At 68.6% G+C, this 20,645-nt stretch carries 13 protein-coding genes and 1 pseudogene; 8 read left to right on the top strand and 6 right to left on the bottom strand.

Translation table 11 applies throughout. From position 1 onward, the window contains the following. Positions 1-2: 2 nt before the first annotated feature. Both ACVCMG_RS08955 and grxD read left to right on the top strand, forming a co-directional pair. Positions 3-626, top strand: a complete 624-nt coding sequence (locus ACVCMG_RS08955) for an SGNH/GDSL hydrolase family protein (protein ID WP_447113903.1) — start codon at positions 3-5, stop codon at positions 624-626. A gap of 62 nt (positions 627-688) precedes the next feature. Beyond that, positions 689-1,291: pseudogene (gene grxD, locus ACVCMG_RS08960) on the top strand (Grx4 family monothiol glutaredoxin); the annotation flags it as partial. A gap of 60 nt (positions 1,292-1,351) precedes the next feature. Here the strand turns inward: grxD and ACVCMG_RS08965 are convergent. Continuing rightward, positions 1,352-2,671, bottom strand: coding sequence for an aspartyl/asparaginyl beta-hydroxylase domain-containing protein (locus ACVCMG_RS08965; RefSeq protein ID WP_395121082.1), 1,320 nt, complete (start codon positions 2,669-2,671; stop codon positions 1,352-1,354). 150 nt (positions 2,672-2,821) lie between these two features. Here ACVCMG_RS08965 and ACVCMG_RS08970 point away from each other — a divergent pair, with 150 nt between their 5' ends. Further along, complete coding sequence (locus ACVCMG_RS08970) at positions 2,822-4,405, top strand: tetratricopeptide repeat-containing sulfotransferase family protein (protein WP_447113904.1); 1,584 nt, start codon at positions 2,822-2,824, stop codon at positions 4,403-4,405. A gap of 6 nt (positions 4,406-4,411) precedes the next feature. After that, a complete protein-coding gene (locus tag ACVCMG_RS08975; protein WP_447113905.1) occupies positions 4,412-6,049 on the top strand; it encodes a tetratricopeptide repeat-containing sulfotransferase family protein in 1,638 nt (545 codons plus the stop codon). A gap of 131 nt (positions 6,050-6,180) precedes the next feature. Here the strand turns inward: ACVCMG_RS08975 and ACVCMG_RS08980 are convergent, their stop codons facing one another. After that, complete coding sequence (locus ACVCMG_RS08980) at positions 6,181-7,998, bottom strand: sulfotransferase (protein ID WP_447113906.1); 1,818 nt, start codon at positions 7,996-7,998, stop codon at positions 6,181-6,183. Positions 7,999-8,076: 78 nt separating this feature from the next. Beyond that, positions 8,077-11,016: a TonB-dependent receptor plug domain-containing protein gene (locus ACVCMG_RS08985; RefSeq protein WP_447105409.1), complete on the bottom strand. Its 2,940-nt coding sequence runs from the start codon at positions 11,014-11,016 to the stop codon at positions 8,077-8,079. 407 nt (positions 11,017-11,423) lie between these two features. Between ACVCMG_RS08985 and ACVCMG_RS08990 the strand changes: the two genes are divergently transcribed. Next, entirely contained in the window at positions 11,424-12,368 is a 945-nt protein-coding gene (locus ACVCMG_RS08990) for a DegV family protein (protein WP_447107178.1), read from the top strand. Positions 12,369-12,387: 19 nt separating this feature from the next. Here the strand turns inward: ACVCMG_RS08990 and ACVCMG_RS08995 are convergent, their stop codons facing one another. After that, positions 12,388-13,182 carry an SDR family oxidoreductase gene (locus tag ACVCMG_RS08995; RefSeq protein ID WP_447113907.1) on the bottom strand — a complete coding sequence of 265 codons (795 nt, stop codon included), beginning with the start codon at positions 13,180-13,182 and terminating at the stop codon, positions 12,388-12,390. A 105-nt stretch (positions 13,183-13,287) separates the two neighbouring features. Here ACVCMG_RS08995 and ACVCMG_RS09000 point away from each other — a divergent pair, with 105 nt between their 5' ends. Continuing rightward, complete coding sequence (locus ACVCMG_RS09000; RefSeq protein WP_447113908.1) at positions 13,288-13,494, top strand: hypothetical protein; 207 nt, start codon at positions 13,288-13,290, stop codon at positions 13,492-13,494. A 9-nt stretch (positions 13,495-13,503) separates the two neighbouring features. Here ACVCMG_RS09000 and sppA read toward each other — a convergent pair whose 3' ends face one another. Together sppA and ACVCMG_RS09010 are read right to left on the bottom strand one after the other, a co-directional pair. Beyond that, positions 13,504-15,369 carry a signal peptide peptidase SppA gene (gene sppA, locus ACVCMG_RS09005; RefSeq protein WP_447113909.1) on the bottom strand — a complete coding sequence of 622 codons (1,866 nt, stop codon included), beginning with the start codon at positions 15,367-15,369 and terminating at the stop codon, positions 13,504-13,506. A 17-nt stretch (positions 15,370-15,386) separates the two neighbouring features. Then, positions 15,387-16,790: an MATE family efflux transporter gene (locus tag ACVCMG_RS09010; RefSeq protein ID WP_395121075.1), complete on the bottom strand. Its 1,404-nt coding sequence runs from the start codon at positions 16,788-16,790 to the stop codon at positions 15,387-15,389. Between the two features lie 106 nt (positions 16,791-16,896). Between ACVCMG_RS09010 and ACVCMG_RS09015 the strand changes: the two genes are divergently transcribed. Next, a complete protein-coding gene (locus tag ACVCMG_RS09015) occupies positions 16,897-18,090 on the top strand; it encodes a DUF3667 domain-containing protein (RefSeq protein WP_447097466.1) in 1,194 nt (397 codons plus the stop codon). 374 nt (positions 18,091-18,464) lie between these two features. Continuing rightward, positions 18,465-20,639, top strand: coding sequence for a primosomal protein N' (locus tag ACVCMG_RS09020; protein ID WP_447113910.1), 2,175 nt, complete (start codon positions 18,465-18,467; stop codon positions 20,637-20,639). The last annotated feature ends 6 nt before the right edge of the window (positions 20,640-20,645 follow it).

A 20,645-nucleotide genomic window follows, 5' to 3' on the forward strand; every position in this document is an offset into this window, starting at 1 on the left:
CGATGCCCGCATCCCGCTCGCCGCTGCGTCACCTCGCGCTCGGCGATTCCTACACCGTCGGCGAAGCCGTGGCCGCGAACGCGTGCTGGCCCGCGGTGCTGGCGCAGCAGCTGCGCCGCGGCGGCGTGGCGGTCGACGAGCCATGCCTCGTGGCCGTCACCGGCTGGACCACCGACGAGCTGGCACGAGGCATGGACCAGGCCGCGCTGGCGCCGCCCTACGATCTGGTCACCCTGCAGATCGGCGTCAACAACCAGTATCGCGGCCGCAGCCTCGATGAATACGCGACGCAGTTCGCCGCCTTGCTCGAACGCGCCATCGCGCTGGCCGGCGGGCGCGTCGCGCGGGTGCTGGTGGTCTCCATCCCCGATTGGGGCGTCACCCCCTTTGCCCGCGAACAAGGCCGCGATGCGGCGCGGACCGCCCGCGAACTGGACGATTTCAACGCGTGTGCCCGCGGCCTGGCGGCAAGCCGCGGCGTCCGCTTCGTCGACATCACCCCGATCTCGCGCCGGCATCCCGAGCTGGTCGCCGCGGACGGCCTGCATCCGTCGGCGGAGCAATATGCGCTGTGGGCAGAAGCGATCGCGCCAGCCGCGCGTGCGGCGTTGTCGCGGCAACCTTGAAAGCTTCGCTGCCCGCCGTCATCTCCACGGCGTATCATTTGCCCCTTTCCCCGGAGCCCTGCATGTCACTGGACAACACCACCCGCGAACGCATCGAAGGCCTGCTCAAGGAGCACCGCGTGGTGCTGTTCATGAAAGGCGACCGCCACCAGCCGATGTGCGGTTTCTCCGCCGCCGCGACCAACACGCTCAACGAGCTGCTGCCGGAGTACCACACGGTCAACGTGCTGGACGACCCGGAGATCCGCGAGGGCATCAAGCTCTACGGCGAGTGGCCCACGATCCCGCAGCTGTACGTCGGCGGCGAGCTGATCGGCGGCGCCGACATCATCAGCCAGATGTACCGCAGCGGCGAGCTGCATGCGGTGTTCGGCATGCCGGCACCGGATCGCACCCCGCCGGAAATCACCATCACCGACGCCGCCGCCGAGGCGATCCGCCAGGGCACGGCCAATGCGCAAGGCATGGTCCTGCACCTGGAGATCGGTCCGGATCACGGCGCCGGCTTCCAGCTGGCGCCGGCCGGCGAACACGACGTGGTGACGCAGTCCAACGGACTGGAAGTGCATTTCGACCCCGCCAGCGCCCAGCGCGCGCGCGGCATCGTGATCGACTGGGTTTCCACCGTGCAGGGCGAGGGACTCAGCCTGACCTTCCCCGGCGCGAAGTAAGCACGCCTTCGCCCACCCGGCCGGCTCTCCGCCGGCCCGGGCGGCCGGACGCCATCAGGCTTGTGCAGGCGGGGCGCTGGCGTCGTTGAAATCGCTGATCGCCTCGACCAGGTCGGTCACCGCGGCCCGCTCGGCCTCGCTCAGGTCGGGGTTCCAGCTGTCCAGGATCAGTACCACGCGGGTTTCACCGCTGCGGTTCCATGCCTCGTGCAGGAAGGTGTCGTCGAACGTCACGCACTTGCCGGGCTGCCAGGCATGCTCCTGGCCACCGACGTTGATGGCGCAATGCTCCGGCACGATCAGCGGCAGATGGGTGACCAGCCGGGTGTTGGTGACCCCGCGATGCGGCAGGATGTGCGTGCCCGGGCGCAGCACCGAGAACAGCGTCTCCGGCGCGTGGTCGCGGATGCGCACCAGCGGCAAACTGTCGAGGATGCCGACGGTGATCGGGCAAGCCGCGCAATGGTCGTCGTAGCGCTTGCCGTGGCGGTAGAAGAAGTACGCGTCCCACGCCGCATCGTCCTTGCCCCACGACTTCAGCATCTCGCCGGTCGCCGGGCCGGCGGACGTGCCCAGGAAGGGTTCGAGATCGCGCGCTGCGCCCAGCTGCTCTTCCAGTTCGCCCCGAATATCGCCGGTTGCCTGCTCGAGCGCTTCCAGCCACGGGAAACGCGAGCGCTCGTAGTAGGGCTGGCTCGGCACGCCGGCGAAGTAGAGGAATTTCGGCTGCTGGCGGGCGTCGGGGATGTTCGCCGGCTGCTCGCCAAGATAGATCGAAAGGCTTTGCTCGACGCGGGTCAGCTCCGACGCGCCGTAACGATCGCGCAGCGGCTCCAGCACCTCGCTGAACAAGCGGCGACGTTCGCGGTTCACGTAGTTGATGGCGTACTTCACCAGCTCGCGCACGGCCGGTGCGGTGGTCTGGTCGTTCGTCCAGCGGCCCTGGTTCTGCGCCGTGCGGATGGCGGTGTACCAGGTCACCAGCGCATCGTGCGCGCGCCCGAGCTGTTCCTGGGCCACGCCCAGCTGCAGCCGCGCGACAAATGCCTGCGGCGCCAGTTGCAGGCTGCGCTGCAGCGTGCCGGCGGCGTCGCCGAAATCGCCATTGGCCAGTTGCACTGCCCCCAGCAGTTGCAACAGGTCGACCCGCTCCGGTTCCCGCGCGACAGCGTGCAATGACAGATCCCTCGCCGGAACCAGCTCGCCGCGCGCGTAATGGCGGCTGGCCAGGAAACTCAGCGCCTCGACATCGTGCGGCAGCAGTTCCAGCAGGTGACGGAAGAACTGCTCGGCCGTTTCCGGGTCACGCCGTTGCAACCGCTCGTGGGCGGCGCGGCGGCAGGCTTCGGGAGTCAGCGGGTGGGTCATGTCCATGGAACAGTGCCTTGGAGTGCTGCCGTGCGCCAGCACGGGGCGGGAGCCAAACGGGCATAATACGCGTTCATTGCCGCTCGATGGTGGCAGCCGGACTGCGCTGGACGCGCCTTCGGCCACGGCTCACCCAAACCGGATCGTGGAGAAAGCATGGCAACGCGGCTGGATGGACTTACCCCGACCACCGCCCGTCGCGTCGTCGCGGCGGGCGAGTCGCTCGACGCGGGACGCGTGGAGGAGGCGATGCGGCAATTGGCGGGCATCGAGCGCAACGAGGCGCACCATCCGGAAATCCTGCGCATGCACGCCGGCATCCTCGGCATGCGCGGTCAGCACCGCGACGCCATCGCCGTCATGCGCGACGCCATGGCCATGCGGCCCGACGACCCGGTCTACCACAACACGCTGGGCAGCCTGCAAGGCCAGGCGGGCGATTACAACGCGGCAATCGAATCGCTGCGGCGCAGCTGCGAGCTGCAGCCGACGCTGGGCATGGCCTGGTACAACCTGGGCGTGATGCTGACGCGCTCGGTGCGCAACGACGAGGCCACCGCGGCGCTGCAACGCGCCGTAGAGCTGGAACCGCGCCACATGCAGGCACGTGCGCTGCTTGCCGACATCCTGCGCATGCAGGGTCGTGCTGACGAGGCCGCGGCCGAGTATCGGCGCGTGCTGGCCGAGAACCCCGGCGCGGGCATGGCATGGTGGGGCCTGGCCGACCTGCGCAGCGGCCAGTTCAGCGAGGAAGACATCGCCAGCATGCAGGCGACGCTGCAGGACCGGCGCAACAGCGACGACGACCTGATCGCGACCGGCTTCGCGCTGGCCGCCGCGCTGCACGATCATGGTCACCCGGCAGCCGCCCTGCGGGCCATCGAGCAGGCCAACAACCTGGCGCGACGCCGCCGGCACTGGGATCGCGGCGCGTTCTCCGCCAGCGTGACGGCGCTCAACCAGGCGTTCGACCCGCCCCCCGAAGGCGCGCCCGGCGAGCTGGGAAGGGAGGTCATCTTCATCGTCGGCCTGCCGCGCTCCGGCTCCACCCTGGTCGAGCAGATCCTCGCCTCGCATTCCCGGGTGGAGGGCGCCGGCGAGCTGTCCGACCTCCCGCAGGTGCTGGCCGAGGAATCGCGTCGGCGCGGACAACCTTTCCCGCAGTGGGTGAAAGCCATGCAGCCGGCCGACTGGCAGCGACTGGGCCAGCGTTACCTCGAGCGGACCGCACACTGGCGGCGCCATCGTCCGATGTTCACCGACAAGCTCCCCAGCAACTGGATCTATGCCGGCGCGATCCGCGCCATGCTGCCGCAGGCACGCATCATCGGCTGTCGGCGCGATCCGCTCGAGACCTGCTTCTCGTGCTACCGGCAACGCCTGGAGAACAACGAGTACACCCGCGACTTCGACGATCTGGCCAGCTTCTGGGGCGATTTCGATCGCAGCCTCACGCATTGGCAGCGGCTGCATCCGCAGCACGTGCTGGAGTTCCGCCACGAGGATCTGCAGGCCGATCCGCCGCAGCATATCCGCGCGCTGCTGGATTTCTGCGACCTGCCCTACGAGGAGGCTTGCGAACGCTTCCACGAAAGCAGCCGCGAGGTGCGCTCGCCCAGCGCCAGCCAGGTGCGTCAGCCGCTGCGGCGCGACACCGCGCACACCGCGGCTTACGCCGAGCTGCTCGATCCGCTGCGCCGGGCGCTCGGGTTGGCGCCGTGGAAGTCCGCGGTCCACTGAGCCGGGATGAGCGCGACCGACAAGCCCGGTTCAGTCGCCGCCCGGCGCGAACAGGCCTTGACCGAACATCTGCGGCGGGCCGCGTCGACGCCGGACGACGGCAAGCTGCTGCTCCAGGCCTGGACTGACGCCACCGACGCCGAGTGGCTGGCGCTGATCCAGCGCCTGATGCTGGAACGCGACCGCTGCACGTGGAACATGCTGCAGCATGCACTGCAGGCCCATCCCCGCTCCACTGCATTGCGTCAGGCGCAGGCGGGCCTGCTGCTCCAGCGTGGCGACGCCCGCGCCGCCGAAGAGCTGCTGCAGGCGCTGCTGGCGGAACCCTCGGCGCAGTTGCCCAGCAGTTTCGCGCTGGCGCGGCTGCTGAAGGGCCAGGGCCGCATGCGCGCGGTCGCCGACGTGATGCGCGGTGCGTTCCCTGCGTCCGGGGGCGACCTCGAACAGCGCATCCAGGCCATCGAGTTGCTGGACGACTGCGGGCGCAAGCACGATGCGGCGGACCTTGCCGAGGTGGAGATCGCGGCCGGTAATGCCGATCCGCGGCTGCATGCCTACGCCGGCATGCTGCAGGCGCAACTGGGCCGCTTCGACGTGGCGCGCGAGCGCTATGCCTTCGTGGCGGCCAACAGCCCGCAGGCTCCCGACTGGCACGTGCCGCAGGGGCTGGCGGGGCTGCAACGCTATGCCGATGCCGGTCATCCTGACTTTGCCCTGTTTCGCCGCTACCTGGCCGCGCCGTTGAACGACGACGCCCGCACGTCGCTGCTGTTTGCGCTGGGCAAGGCCCATGACGACATCGGCGAGTACGCCCAGGCAGCGCACTTCCTGCGCGACGCCAATTCCCGCGCCGCGGCCAAGGCGCACTGGTCGCGCAAGCGATGGGCGCGGAGCATCGAGGTTCGGCGCAAGCGTCGGCTGCCCGCGGTCACCCTTGAGCCCGAGCCGGGCTGGACGCCCGTGTTCATCGTCGGAGTACCGCGTTCGGGTACGACCCTGGTGGCGCGACAGCTGGCGGAGCATGCGCTGGTCTGCCATCGCGGCGAATCGCCGTGGCTGCCCGCGCTGGCCGAACGGATCGACGGCACGGAGGGCGGGGATTATCGGCAACGACTGGCTGACGCCGCAGCGACATACGCCGCACAGCTGCGCCAGGACGATGCGCCCGCGGCGCGCTGGTTCATCGACAAGCAGCCGCGCAACTTCCTGCATGTCGACCTGATCCTGTCCTTGTTCCCGAACGCGAGGATCATCCAGTGCCAACGTCGCGCGCGCGACATCGCGCTGTCGCTGTGGATGCAGTCGTTCCACGACCGCAGCCTGGATTTCTCCTGTGACTTCGCCGACATCGCGGCCTATATCCGCGGCGCGCGTCAATTGATGGCCGGCTGGCAGGCACGCTACCCGCACGCCGTGCGAACGATCCGCTACGAGGAGCTGACGGCGGACCCGACGACGTGCCTGGCCGGGCTGACGCAATGGCTCGGCTTGCCGCTATCCCGGGTCGCACGCACCGACGGCGATCATGCGATCAGCACCGCCAGCCTGTGGCAGGCACGCCAGCCGGTCCACACGCACTCGGTCGATCGGTGGCGCTGTTACGCGCCGTTCCTGCCCGAGCTCATGCAGATCGCCGAGGACTGAGCCTGCACCGAAACGGCCCGGCATCCGCCGCGAGGCCAGCGCGCCTGATTCGGGCGGGCAGGAGCGTGCACGCGCCGGACCTGCGATCGAAAGCCGCGGGCGTGCTTCTTTTCGCGGACCGCGGATGCGGCTCAGTGACCGCCTTCCGTCGTGTAGCCCCAGTGGTCGAGCATGGGCTGCAGGATCGCCAGGGCCGGCGCCAGCGCCTCGCCGTAGCGCAGCCAGCGGCCCAGGCCCTTGCGGTTGACCGGCTGGATCACCTGCGTATAGCTGGGCGTGGCGATGTAGCCCTTCTGCCGCGCGTGCCTGTCGAAATCGAGCAGCGGCGAGGCATCGTCCAGGCCAAGGAAATCACCGATGCGTTGCGTCTGCGCCGCCGGATCGGTCACCAGGTCCTCGTAGCGCGAGACCAGCACCGAAGGCTGGAAAACCTCGACGTGGTGGAGCCACGACTGCATCGCCTCGACGTAGGCCTGTGCCAGGCGCTCAAGTGAGGCACCGGCCGCCGCCAGCACGCTGGCACGATAGTTCTGCATGTAGTTGCTGATCAGCACGTCGCAGGGATGGCGCAGGGCGAGGATGAACCGTGCTTGCGGGAACAGGCGGTGGATCATCGGCAGCCACAGCATGTTCAACGGGTTCTTGTCGACCAGGCGACTGTCCCAGCGCCGGGCGATCTTCGAGCACACCATGGAGACGTAGCCCTTGCGCAGTTCGTCGCAGGCATGCTGGTCGAGCCGGGCGATATCGGCGGGCATGTGCAGGCCATGGTCCGCGAGTTGGTCGGCGAGCAGGTTGAAGAACGGCCGCTCGTCCATCGACTGCAAGGTCGGATGGGCATCCAGCATCTGCTCGAGCAGGGTGGTGCCGGAGCGCGGGAAGCCGACGATGAATACGGGCGAGTCCTTCGACTCCGGGGCGGACAGGTGTGGCCAGCGCTGGTAATCCTCCCGCGTCACGCGGGCGACGGCAGCCGGCAGAAGCGGTGCGCCGGGTTCGAATCGCGCCGGCACCGCCTGCTTCAGCTCCTCTACCTGAAGGGCATGCGCCTCGGCCAGCGCAGCCAGGGTGGCCTCGACGTCACCGAGCTTGTCGCAAGCCTCGGCGAGCGCGAAATAGTGCGCGAAATCGTAGTCGTGGCGCGGACCGGTCTGCTCCAGCAGCTCGCGCGCGCCGGCATGATTGCCGCTGCGCGCCTCCAGTGCGGCGGACAGATGGGCAAGGTCGCGTCGCTGGGCGTCGTCGAGCTTCCCGGCCTGAGCGCTGATCTCCTGCATCACGGCGCGCGAGCGGTCGAGCTGGTTGACCCGCTCGTAGACCGCCGCCAGCAGCAACCGCGCGCCCAGTGAGGGCGTGGAGCGGGCGCAAAGGTCTTCCAGCAGCACCCGCGACGCGTTGGCATCGCCCATGACCAGTTTGAGATCCGCCAGTTGGGCCTGCAGCTCGTCGTCCAGGGGCATCCACTCGCGCCAGTGCTCGGTGAGCTGGTCGGCCCGGTAATCGCGGCAGACCGCGCAGGCGCGCGCGGCATGGATGCGTGCCGCGACCGAGTCCGGCGCCAGCACCGTGGCCTTGAGCAGGGAGTCCCGCGCCGCCAGGAAGTCCCGGTCGTGGAACTGCAGCAGACCGCGGTTGATCCATTGCTCCGCATTGTCCGGCGCCAGCCGCAGCGCCATGTCGACGGCACGCGCCGCCTCGGCCAGCTGTCCGTCCTGGCGCAGCACGGTGGCGTAGTTGCCCCAGTGGACCGCGTCCCCGGGGCAGAGTTCAACCAGCCGGGCGTAGACCGGCAGGGCGTCGGCCCGCCTGTTCTGATGCGATAGCGCGAGAGCCATCAGGAACAAGGTGTCGGGGTCGTCTCCGCCTTGCGCCAGCGCCTGGCGGCACAACGCTTCGGCGACGTCCGGACGGCCGGTTTGCAGAGCAGCGATGATGTCTTGGTTGGTCACGATGGCACCAAAAAAAGAGCCGCGCAGGAACCCTGCGCGGCTCGTTGCAACGTTGTCAGCCGAAGCCGACGCGAACGATCAGAACTTCACTTCCACGCGGCCCCAGAAGTAGCGACCCTGCAGGTCGAAGTCGCTGGGGTCGGTGTTGGCGTTGAGCGTGTTGTTCGCATACAGGAACGGCGGCTGCTTGTCGGCGACGTTGTTCACGCCGAACGACACGCGGGTGTTGAGCGGCTCGATGTTGTAGCCGATCGACACGTCGCTGTAGATCGTCGAACCGAACTTCATCACGTAGTTGGGGTAGCTCGGGATCGGCGAAGCGGCGTAGCCCGGGACTGCGCGGCCCATCTGGAACCCACCGATGTAACGCATGCGCCAGGACGCATCCCAGTTGCCCAGGTTCCAGTTCACGAAGCCCTTGCCGCGCCAGCGCGGGAACAGGCAGACGCCGCCACCGCTCGGGCAGGAAGCCGATTCCGGCGAACCGTAGAAGCCGAAGTAACCGGCGTCATGATAGGTGACGTTGGCGTCCGAACCCGGCGCCGTCTGCTGGTCGTAACGGGTCAGGTAGGTGCCGTCCACGCCCACCACGAAGTTGCCGAAGCTGAACTGCGGCAGCTTGTAGCGCACCGAGAAGTCCACGCCGCTGGCGTCGGTACGGCCCAGGTTACCGGTCGGCTCGCCGATCTGGATGATCTGGCCCGGGTCGTTGGAGCTGAGCGGCTTGCGCGTGATCAGCGGGCAGAACTTGGTGTTGCCGGCATAGCACTGGTCAAGCACCGTCTGGGCACCGATCGAGGTGATCGTGTCGGTCAGGTACAGGCGCCAGTAGTCCGCGCTCATCGACAGGCCCGGAGCCCAGCTCGGCGAGTAGACCGCGCCGAAGTCGAACGAGCGACCCTGCTCCGGACCGAGCGGGAAGTTGAAGTACTGCGAGCCGGCAGCGATGCCCTTGCTCTGCTGGCCCAGGGCCACGTCGCGGTCGACGAAGGTGCCGTCGGTCGGCACGCCCACGCAGGCCGGGTTGCCGGCGGTGGTGGTGCCGTCGCAGGGGTCGTTGCTGAGCTTCGGTGCGTCGCTGATCGGCGCGCCGAACACGTCGGACGTGGTCGGTGCGCGGAAGACGTCGGCCACCGTGCCACGCAGCAGCAGGTCCTGGATCGGCTTGTATTCCAGCGCAAACTTGAAGTTGTTGGTGCTGCCGAAGGTGCTGTACTTGGAGTAGCGGTCACCGATGGTGACGTTCAGCGCCTGGATGCCCGGCAGATTGCTGAGGACCGGGATGAACAACTCGGCGTGGCCTTCCTTCACGCTATAGCCACCCTGGATGGGCGAGCTGCACTGGCTGCCCAGGGTGCAGTTGCCGGTTTCCGGGTCGAGCAGCAGCACCGGATCGATCGTGCTGTGGGTGTACTCCTTGCGGTACTCCGCACCCAGGGCGAGCTGCACCGTGCCGGCCGGCAGGTCGAACAGACCGCCGGTGAGGTTGGCGGAGTAGGTCTTCTGGATGTCGATCTGGTTGTTGATGGCCGGCGAGGCGATCTTCTGCAGCACGGCGACCGAGTTCGGATCGAACTGGTTGAACGGGTTGAACGGGGTGCAGCCGGCAATGATGTTGCCCGGGGTGCCGCACTTCACGACGCCGTCGGTGTCCATGAACGACGGACCGAGATCCTTGTTCATCAGGTCGACGTTGGGCAGGCCGCGGGTGATGGTGTTCGTGGAAAGATGGCCGTAGTTGTAGCCGGCATCCCAGGTCCAGTTCTTGTCGAAGATGTCGAAGTCGCCCTTCAGACCCGTCGCCACCTGGTCGGTGGTCAGACCGAAGTTGGCCGAACGGTTGCCGGCGGACACCAGGCGCAGGCGGAAGTCATTGCCATCCGGGTTGAAGTCCACGCCGAACGGGTTGTAGTAGCTGTCCTTGGAGATGTAACCGCCGTAGATGACGCCGAACAGCGACGGGGCCAGCTGGAAGCCGGAGGTCGTCTTGTTGTGGTACGCGGTCAGGTAGGCCTCGACATGATCCGTCAGGTTGTAGGTGCCCTTGATGAAGCCGCTGGTGCGCTCCTGCGGGGTCTGGATCAGGTTGACCGTGGCGTAGTTGTACTTGTCGCTGTTGCCGAAGCAGTGGTAGTCGGTGTTGACGTTCTGGCCGCTGGCACCCGGATTCAGCGCCACGTTCTTGCAGCCGTACTGGGCCTGCAGCGCGGCCGGCAACTGGATGTTGCCGTAGGCCGGGAAGCTGGAACCGCCGATGTACGAGTAGATCGCGCTGTTCGGGCTGCCGGTGATCGAGACCGAGTTCTTCGAGAAGTCGCGGTTCGAAGCCTCCACGCCATCGGTCTTGTTGTAGTCGATGCCACCCATGATGCTGCCCTTGTCGCCGGTCTGACCGAACGTGAAGGAGTAGCCGGTGGACTTGCCGTCGTTGCGATCGGACTCGCCGTAGGTCGCCGAGAACTGCGCGCCCTGGTAGTCCTTCTTGAGCACGAAGTTGACCACGCCCGCGATCGCGTCGGAGCCGTAGACGGCGGACGCGCCGCTGGTCAGCACTTCAACGCGCTCGATCATGTCGACCGGGATCGTGTTCGGATCGGTGTTCACCACGCGGCGACCATCAACCAGGATCAAGGTGCGCTGCGAACCCAGGCCGCGCAGGCCGATCGAGGAGCCGCCGGTGCCGCCGGCGTTGTTGACCTGCGGGTTGACCACGCCGCCGGTGACGGAGGGCAGTTCCTGCACCAGGTCGCCCACGGTCAGCGCGCCAGTGGCCTTGATCTCCTGCGCGTCCATGACAACCACCGGGTTGGAGGTTTCCAGGTCGACACGGCGAATGTTGGAACCGGTGACCACCACCGTCTGCAGCGTCTGTGCCTTCTGGGTGCTGGGCTGGTTGGCCGCATCCTGGTTGCCCGTGTCCTGGGCGAAGGCCGTGCCGGAAGCACCGACCGCAATGACAGCACCCAGCGAAAGCGCCAGGCGAACTGCCGAAGAAAGTTTCTTGACCCCAAGTTTCATTACGACACCCTCCGAATTGATTTTTGTCATGGGCCTGCACCGCTCAGCCCAGAAGTACAACCCGACCTGTTCTCAGACCGATGGATTTCGGACCCATGAGCTCCCGATCCGCGCCGATACTAACAGGCAAATAACGCTATGTGAACCGACATCATACACTTGGCGAAGCGTCGTCATTCAGCCTTTGTTGAACCGTCTGGCGCGGCCGCTTCGGCATTTCGGCCGTGAAAAGCGGCGCGGCGGCCCGATGCTGCAATACAGCATCGGGCCGCCGCGAGAAGCAGGGGCAGGACGCGCCACCGCCCGGCCAGCCGTACCGCAAAAAGGTCGCACGTGCTCCGCTGACGGCCTTGGTGTGGCAGGCTACGTGCTATGTTCTGATGGTCACTCATGGCGGGGGCGACATGATGCGAATGGGCTTGGCAATCGACGCGGCCTGCGACCTGTCGCAGCCCTTCCTGGAACGGAACAACATCGCCGTCATGCCGATCACGGTGAAGATCGACGGCGAAACGTTCATGGACGATCGCAAGCCCGGCGAATTGCAGCGATTCATCGCTCGCCGGCTGGGCAGCCGCAGCCATTCGGCAGAGACCGAGCCCTGCCCGGTGGAGGACGTGCAGCAGTTGTTCCTGGGCAAGCTGGTGCTGGAACAGGACTGCGTGTTCTGCCTGACCATCACCGCCACGCGCAGCCCGATCAACGACAACGTCAACAAGGCGAGCTTCGCCATCCTGAAAAACTACCGCCAGGTCCGCGAGCAGGCCGGGGTTGCCGGACCGTTCATGATGCGCGTGATCGACACCCGCAATATCTTCGCCGGCGCCGCGCCGGTGGTGTACGCGGCCACCCGCATGATCGCCGCCGGCGCCGCACCCGCGGCGATCCGCGAGCGGTTGCTGGATCTCGCCAACCACACCTACGGCTACATGCTGCCGCGCGACCTTTATTACATTCGTGCGCGTGCCAAGAAGAAGAACGATCGCAGCGTCAGCCTGTTCACCGCGATGCTGGGTTCGGCACTGGACATCAAGCCGATCCTGCGCTGCTTCCGCGGCGAGACCGGCCCGGTGGGCAAGGTGCGCGGCTTCGAGCAGGGCGCCGAAGCCCTGTTCGGCTACGCCGCCAAGCGGGTCAGGGCCGGCCTGCTGGTGCCGTTGGTCTGCGTCAGCTACGGCGGGGACCTGGCCGTGCTGGACCAGTTCCCCGGGTACGCCGAGCTGCGCGCGGCGTGCGAAGAAAGCGGCGTCGAACTGATGGAAGCTCCGATGAGCATCACCGGCATGGTGAATGTCGGCGAAGGCGCCGTGACCCTGGGCCTGGTGGCCGAGGAGCACGAACCGGAGTTCTGAGGCCGCCGCGCTGCGCGGCTCAGAACCCGTACGAGAGGAATCCGCCATCCACTGCCAGCACCTGGCCGGTGACGTAACCGGCGGCTGGCAGGCACAGGAAGGCGATCGCGGCGGCGACCTCCTCGGGTTCGCCGATCCGCCGCAACGGGGTACGGTCGAGTACCTCGTCCAGGTAATCCGGGTCGGCCAGCGCGGGCTCCGAGCGCTGGGTGCGGATGTACCACGGCGCCACCGCGTTGACGCGGATGCCGTCCACCGCCCACTCCGCCGCCAGGTTGCGGGTGAGCTGGTGCAGCGCCGCCTTGCTCATCCCATACGGCGAGCCGGTACGTACGTGGGTGACCGCCGAGACCGAGCCGACGTTGACGATCGCCGCATTGGCGTGCTGGACCAGGTGCGGATGGGCCAGGCGGCACATCGCGAAGGCGGAGAACAGGTTCTGCTCGAAGATGGCGCGGCAGGCCTCTTCGGTGTAATCGAGGGTGGCGGCGGGCTGGTTGCCGCCGGCGTTGTTGACCAGCAGCGACAGCGGCACGCCCAGGTCGGCGATCCAGTCGAACACCGCCAGGCGTTCCTCCGCCTCGGCCAGGTCGGCGCCGCAGGCCAGCACCTGCACCGCGGGGAAGTCCTCGGCCAGTTCGCCGCGCACCTGTTCCAGGTAGTCCTCGTCGCGGGCCACCAGCAGCAGGTCGGCGCCGAGGCCGGCCAGTTCGCGCGCCACGGCCAGGCCGATGCCCTTGCTCGCGCCGGTCACCAGGGCGGTATGTCCGCGCAGTTGCCACGCGTCCGCGCGGTTGTACGGGAGACTGTTCATGGCGCCAGCTTAGCAACGTGCCCACGGCGCGCGCGATCCCCGGCAGCTTGCCTGATGCGCCGCGCGGCGGGACACTCGCCGGGTCGTCTCGCCGGGAACTCCCTCATGAAGCCGCTGCCTCCCCTGTTTTGCGTGCTGGCCCTGGCCGCCTGTTCGAGCAAGCCGCCCGAACCCCAGGCCAAACCGGCTGCCGCCGCCAGCACGCCCTTCGATGCGCTGAAGGCGGACGAGCAGCGGGCGAAGGACGTGCAGAAACTGGTCGACAAGCACGCCGAGGAGCAGCGCAAGCAGATCGAGGCGCAACAGCAATAACGCCGCGCCTCAGCGCGGACTGCACAGGCAGTCGGCGTAGATGTTCGGCGTGCCGGCCTTGGCGTGGCGCAGCAGCTCAAGCTCCGGCGCCAGCTCGGGCAATTGCGCGAACCAGCGCGGCAGGCGCACGCCCCACGCCTGCAGCACGCGCGTGCTGGCGTCGCGGTTGAGGTTGACCAGGAACCGCTCGAAGCTGCCCAGCGGAGCCTCCTCGTAGCGCACCGGGTAGTCCTTGCCCAACCTGGCCAGTGTCGCGGCCTCGGCCACCGCGTCGTCGAGGCCGCCGAGCCGATCGACCAGGCCGCGCTCGAGGGCCTGGCGGCCGGTCCACACGCGACCCTGGGCGATCGCATCGATGGCCTGGTACGTCTTGCCGCGGGCCGCGGCGACCTTGCCGACGAAGTCGCGGTAGCCCTTGTCGATGACGGCCTGGATCACCGTGCCGACCTTTGGATCCAGCGGGCGGGTGATGTCGAAGGCACCGGCCATCGGGCCGGTGGCGACGCCGTCGCTGCGGATGCCGAGCTTGGCCAGGGTGCCGGGCACCGTGTAATACATGCCGAAGATGCCGATCGAGCCGGTGATGGTGTTCGGCTCGGCCAGGATCCGGTTGGCATTCATCGAAATCCAGTAACCGCCGCTGGCCGCCACGTTGCCCATCGACACCACCACCGGGATGCCAGCCGCACGGGTCTGCGCCACCTCGCGGCGGATCTCCTCGGCCGCGTAGACCTCGCCACCGGGCGAGTTCACGCGCAGCACCAGCGCCTTGGTGCGGTGGTCCACGCGCGCGGCGCGGATCAGCGCCGCGGTGGATTCGCCGCCGATCGCACCCGGCCCGCGCTTGCCGCCGACGATCTCGCCCTCGGCCACCACGATCGTCACGCCGGACGCCAGCAGTTTGTCTTCGCCCGGCAGGTTGGCGACGTAACGCGCCAGATCGACCTGGCGGAAGCCCTGCTGCTTCTCGCCGGCCGGCACGCCCTGCCCGCGCAGCATCGCGATCAGCTCGGCGCGGGTGGCGGTGCCGTCGATCAGGTGCTGGTCCAGTGCCAGCTTGGCCAGATCGCCCTGGGTGCTGGCGATGTACTGCGGCAGGTTGTCGACGTCGTCGCGCAGCGTGGCCGGGTCGATCTTGCGCAAGCCGGCCACTTCATCGAGATAGCCGTTCCACAGCCCGCCCATCCAGAAGCTGTCGGCCTGCTTCGCCTCGGCCGAGGCGTGGTCGAGGATGTACGGTTCGGCCGCGCTCTTGAACTCGCCCACGCGGAACAGGTGCACGTCGACGCCGAGCTTGTCGAGCAGGTCCTTGTAGAACAGGCGGTAGTTGGCCAGGCCGGTGAGCATCACGCCGCCTTGCGGATCGAGCAGCACCCGGTCGGCGTGGGCAGCCAGGTAGTATTGGCCCTGGTCCAGGTTGACCCCCCACGCGATCACCGGCTTGCCGGCGGCGCGGAACCGGTCCAGCGCCGCGCCCACCTCGCGCAGGGCCGCGAAGCCGCTGCTGTCCAGATCGCCTGGCAAGAGCAGGATGCGGCTGATCCGCGCATCCTTCGCCGCGGCGTCGATCGCGCCGACCAGATCGCGCAGTTGCACCTGACTGACGTCTTCGCCGGAGAGCCGCGACATCGCCCGCTGCAGCGGCGCGGCGCTGTATTGCTCGACCAGTTGCCCCTGCGGCTTGAGCACCAGCACGCTGCCCGGCAGTACGCCATGCTCGTCGGCGGCGGTGACGGCCACCACCAGAATGAGCACGATCGCCAGGAACGCGAAGAACACCACGTTGATGATGATCAGCCGCACCACGTTGAGACCGTGCCCCAGTTGCTGCAGCGCGCTGCGGCGGCGGGACGGGGGCGGCAGGGGTGGAGTCATGGAAAGGGTCCCGGGGATCAGGCGTCAAGCGTAACCGGTCGGGCCACGGCGGTCATGGCAGCCGCCCGCCAGCGCTGCTTCCACGCGCTGCGCCAGAACCGCACGAACAGCATCACCGCCGCCACCGACAGGCCCGCGATCAGGCCGACCCACATGCCGCGCGCGCCCATGCCGTGGTGGAAGGCCAGCCACCAGCCCACCGGCATGCCTACCACCCAGTACGAGAACAAGGTGATCGCCATCGGCACGCGGGTGTCCTTCAACCCGCGCAGCGCGCCGTTGGCGGCGACCTGGACGCCATCGGAGAACTGGAACAGTCCGGCCAGCATGATCAGCTGCGCGGCCAGCGCGATCACCCGGTTGTCGTGCGTATACAGCGACGCGATGAAGTGCGGCAGGCTCAGCATCAGCGCCGCCGACAGCAGTTGCGTCCCGAGCGTCAGGCCGATGCCGCAGAAGCCGGCGTAGCGCACCCCCTGCTCGTCGCCGCGACCCACCGCGTTGCCCACCCGCACGGTGATTGCCATCGCCAGGCCCAGCGGGATCATGAAGAACAGCGAGGCAATGTTGATGGCCACCTGGTGGCTGGCGATCACGTCCTCGCCCAGGGTGGCGATGATCAGCGCGGTGGCCACGAACAATCCGGCCTCAGCCAGCAGCGTCACCGCCATCGGTGCCCCGATATGCACCAGTTGGCCGATCCGGTGCAGGTCCGGCCACTCGAAGCGCTCGAACAGGCCCAGCCCGCGGTAGTTGCGCCGGAAGATCACGTAGATGCCGAACGCCAGCAACTCCAGCCACAACACGATCGCGGTGGCCACGCCGCAGCCGTGCGCGCCCTGCGGCGGGATGCCCAGCTTGCCAAACATCAATACATAGCCCAGCGGCACCAGCAGCACCAGCCCGCCGAGGCTGAAGTACATCGACGGCCGCGTCATCGACAGGCCTTCGGACAGGCCGCGCAAGGCGAAATAGCAAGTCAGCGCCGGCGCGCCCCAGCTGATCGCCAGCAGGAAGCGCTGCACGTCGTGGCGCAGGCTCGCCGTCACCCCGATCAGCTCGATCAGCGGCTCCGCATGGCGCACCGCGAACCACAGCAGCGCGCCCATGCCCAGCGCCAGCCACAGCGCCTGGTGGAACACCGCGCCGACCTCATGGCGCCGACCGGCACCGTCCAGCTGCGCCACCGACGGCGGCACCGCCATCATCATGCCGATGCCGCAGACGATCGCCAGCGACCAGATGCTGGCGCCCACCGCCACCGCGCCCAGCACGTGCGCGCTGACGTGGCCGGCCAGCACCGCGTCGATCACGTTGCTGCCGACCGCCGCCAGCTGCGCGGCGATCAGCGGCAGCGCCAGGCGCACGGTGGCGCGCACCTCATGCCGCAGGCGCGCACGCTCGGGACGAAACGGATTCATGACACGATCTGACTCCAGGGCCGCGCATTTTACCCGAGCCATCGGTCATGGGTACGACGCGGCCCGCCTGTGCGAAGATCGGCGGCGCCGTTGCCCGGGGACCCCGATGCCGCAAGCCCTCACCTTGCCCACCGAAAGCCACTGCGCCAATTGCGGCGCCGTGCTGCAGGGCGAGTTCTGCCACGCCTGCGGACAATCGGTACGCAGCGTGCTGCGGCCGGTGCACGGCATGCTGGAGGACACACTCGACCTGGTGGCCAACTGGGACGGCCGCGTGGTGCACACCTTGCCGCCGCTCCTGCTGCGGCCGGGCTTCCTCACCCTGGAGTACTTCGCCGGCCGCCGCGTGCGCTACCTGGCGCCGTTCCGCACCATGTTCCTGTTGTGCCTGGCCGCATTCTTCCTGCTGCCGATGGCGCTGGACACCGGCGGCGCCGCGGACACGCCGATGAAGGTGACCGTGGCCGGCGCGAGCTTCCAGGATGCGAAAACCCCGGCCGAGGTGGATCGCCTGCTGAAGAAGCAGCTCAAGCAGTTCGCGCCGACCGAGCAGATCCCGGTGGTCGGTTCGCTGGCCGCGCAGCAACTGGACAAGGCGCGCCTGCAACTGACCCGCGAGGCGATGCAGCGGCGCATCGAGCTGGGCGACACCACCGCGGTGGTGCCGCAGACGGTTGCCGACCTGCCCGCGCTGCCGGCCCCGCGCGCGCCCTCCGAAGCGGCCCGGCACAATCCGCTGGACATGGCCTGGGACGCGCAGAAATACCCGGTCCACGTGAGCTGGCTGCCCGATTTCCTCAACACGCGGATGAACCGGTCGTTGCAGCGCATGCACGACAACCTCGCCGCCATGCGCGGTCCGGGCGATCATTCGGCGGTCAAGGCACGCCTGCTGGGCCAGGTGCTCGCCGCCCTGCCGGGGACGATGTTCTTCATGCTGCCGGCGTTCGCCCTGCTGCTGAAGGTGATGTACCTGTTCCGCCGCCGCCTGTACGTCGAGCATCTCATCGTGGCCCTGCACAGCCACGCCTTCCTGTTCCTGTGCCTGCTGCTGGGGGTGCTGTTCCAGTTGCTGGCGGTGGCGCTGGAGCCACACGCGCCCTGGCTTTCCACGCCGCTGGGCTGGCTGATCAACGCACTCTGGATCTGGGCGCCGATCTACCTGCTGGTGATGCAGAAGCGCGTCTACCGCCAGGGCTGGCCGATGACGGTGTTGAAGTATCTGGTGGTCGGCTGGTGCTACTGCTGGCTGTTGGCGTTTGCCATCCTCGGCGCCGCCGCGATGGGCTTGGCGGAATGAGCGCCCGGGGAGGTTTTGCACAGCACCGCAACGCCCGGCAAGGATGTGACGGGCATTTGTCGATTCTGTGAACGGTGACCGAACCCGTTTTGCAAGTCGTTGAATAAAATCCGGTTTTATTCATGACGAAAAGCTCGCCAAGCCGTCACGGAAGGCGCCACGACGGGCTTCGCGGGCTGCGCTCCCCGCCGCATCCACAGAGTTATCCACAGCGATTGTGGATAAGCATGAAAACACCGTAGCCATAGCGACTTACCCGGAACTTCTCGACCTTCGGCCAGCAAGTGCACGCAACTCGACGGGTCGCTGCGGGTGCCGGCGGGGCGGGCCGAAAAGCACCCTCGGTTACACTGGCGGACGCCATCGAGGTCCCCATGCCGACCGTTCTTCGCGTCGCCCTGCCGCTGCCGCTGCCCACCCTGTTCGACTACCTGCCGCCCGCCGGGGATGTGCCGCGCCCGGGCAGCCGGGTGCTGGTGCCGTTCGGCCGCGACAAGCTGGTCGGCGTGGTGGTGGAGAGCGGTGTCGAATCGACGCTGGACGGCCCCCGGCTCAAACCGGTGCTGCGGGCGCTGGACGACGACCCCCTGCTCGACGCCGAACTGCTGCAGACGCTGGCCTGGGCCACCGACTACTGGCTGGGCGCGCCGGGCGAGGTCTGCACCAATGCGCTGCCGCTGGCGCTGCGCGAAGCCCGGCCGCTGCCGGCAATCGGCGAGGAATACTGGGCGCTCACCGCGACCGGCCGCGAAGCGCTCGCGGCCGGCAGTCGCCGTGGCGGCAGCCGCGCCCTGCTGGCTCTGCTGGCTGACGGCGCGCTCGGCGCGCAGGAGCTCAACGAGCGCCAGAGCGGCTGGCGCGAGGCCGCCCGGCGCCTCGCCGCTACCAACCTGGTCGAGCGCCGCGACCGACCGCCAACCGAACCGCGTGCCCCCCCATCGACGGCTCCCGTCCTCAGCGACGAGCAGCAGCAAGCGGTGGCCGCCGTCGGGGCCAGCCTCGGCCAGTACCAGCCGTTCCTGCTCGATGGCGTCACCGGCAGCGGCAAGACCGAGGTCTACCTGGCGCTGATCGAGCAGGTGCTGGCGCAAGGCCGCCAGGCGCTGCTGCTAGTGCCGGAGATCGGCCTGGCGCCGCAGACCGTGCGCCGCCTGCGCGAGCGGCTGGGCGTGGCGGTGGAGGTGCTGCACTCCAATCTCGCCGAAGGCGACCGCGCGCGCGCCTGGCTGCGTGCCCGTGCCGGCACCGCGCGGGTGATCCTGGGCACGCGTTCGGCGATATTCACGCCGCTGCCGCAGGCCGGCCTGATCATCGTCGACGAGGAGCACGACGCCTCCTACAAGCAGCAGGAAGGCTTTCGCTACCACGCCCGCGACCTGGCCGTGGTGCGCGCCCGCGCGCTGGGCGTCCCGGTGCTGCTGGGCTCGGGCACGCCGTCACTGGAGTCGTTGGCCAACGCCGAGGCCGGCCGCTACCGCCAGCTGCACCTGCGCGCGCGACCCGGCGCGGTGCGGGCGCCGCAGGTGCAGATCATCGACATCCGCGCCCAGCGGCTGCAGCACGGCTTGTCGCCGGCGCTGCTGAGTGCGGTGGCCGAGACGATCGCGCGCGGCGAGCAGGCGCTGGTATTCCGCAACCGCCGCGGCTATGCGCCGGTGCTGCTGTGCCACGCCTGCGGCTGGCACGCCGAATGCCCGAGCTGCCAGCGCCCGCTGACCCTGCACGCGGGGCGGCGCCAGCTGATTTGCCATCACTGCGACCGCCGCCAGCGCATGCCCACGGCGTGCCCGGCCTGCGGCGCCGTTGAACTGACCGCCCAGGGCCACGGCACCGAACGACTGGAAGAAGCGCTGCTGGCGCACTTCCCCGGAGTGCCGGTGCTGCGCGTGGATCGCGAAACCACCCGGCGCAAGGATGCCCTCGAGACGATGCTGGCGACGCTGGACGACGCCCAGCCGGCGATCCTGGTCGGCACCCAGATGCTGGCCAAGGGCCACGACCTGCCCAACCTCACCCTGGTCGCGATCGTCGGCGTGGACGAGGGCCTGCACAGCGTGGATTTCCGCGCCGAGGAACGGCTGGCGCAACTGGTGGTGCAGGTCGCCGGCCGCGCCGGCCGCGCGCGCAAGCCCGGGCAGGTGCTGCTGCAGACGCACCAGCCCGACCACCCGCTGCTGCGCAACCTGCTCGCCCACGGCTACGCGGCCACGGCGCGCGAGCTGCTGGCCGAGCGCCGGCTGACCGGGCTGCCACCCTTCAGCCACCAGGTGCTGCTGCGTGCCGAGGCGACCGCGCGCGAGGCGGTCGATGCGTTCCTTGCCGCCGCCCATGCCGCGCTGCCCGCCGGCGCGGCGCTGCAGATCGCGGGCCCGATGCCGGCGCCGATGGCGCTGCGCGCCGGGCGCCAGCGCGGCCAGTTGCTGATCGAATCGGCCAGCCGCGCGGGCTTGCGCAACGTGTTGCGGCCGTGGCAACTGGCGCTGGGCGCACTGCCGACCGCACGCAAGGTGCGCTGGTCGCTGGACGTCGACCCGATCGACCTGTACTGACGGACT

It is taken from the genome of Rhodanobacter sp. UC4451_H18 (assembly GCF_052978225.1).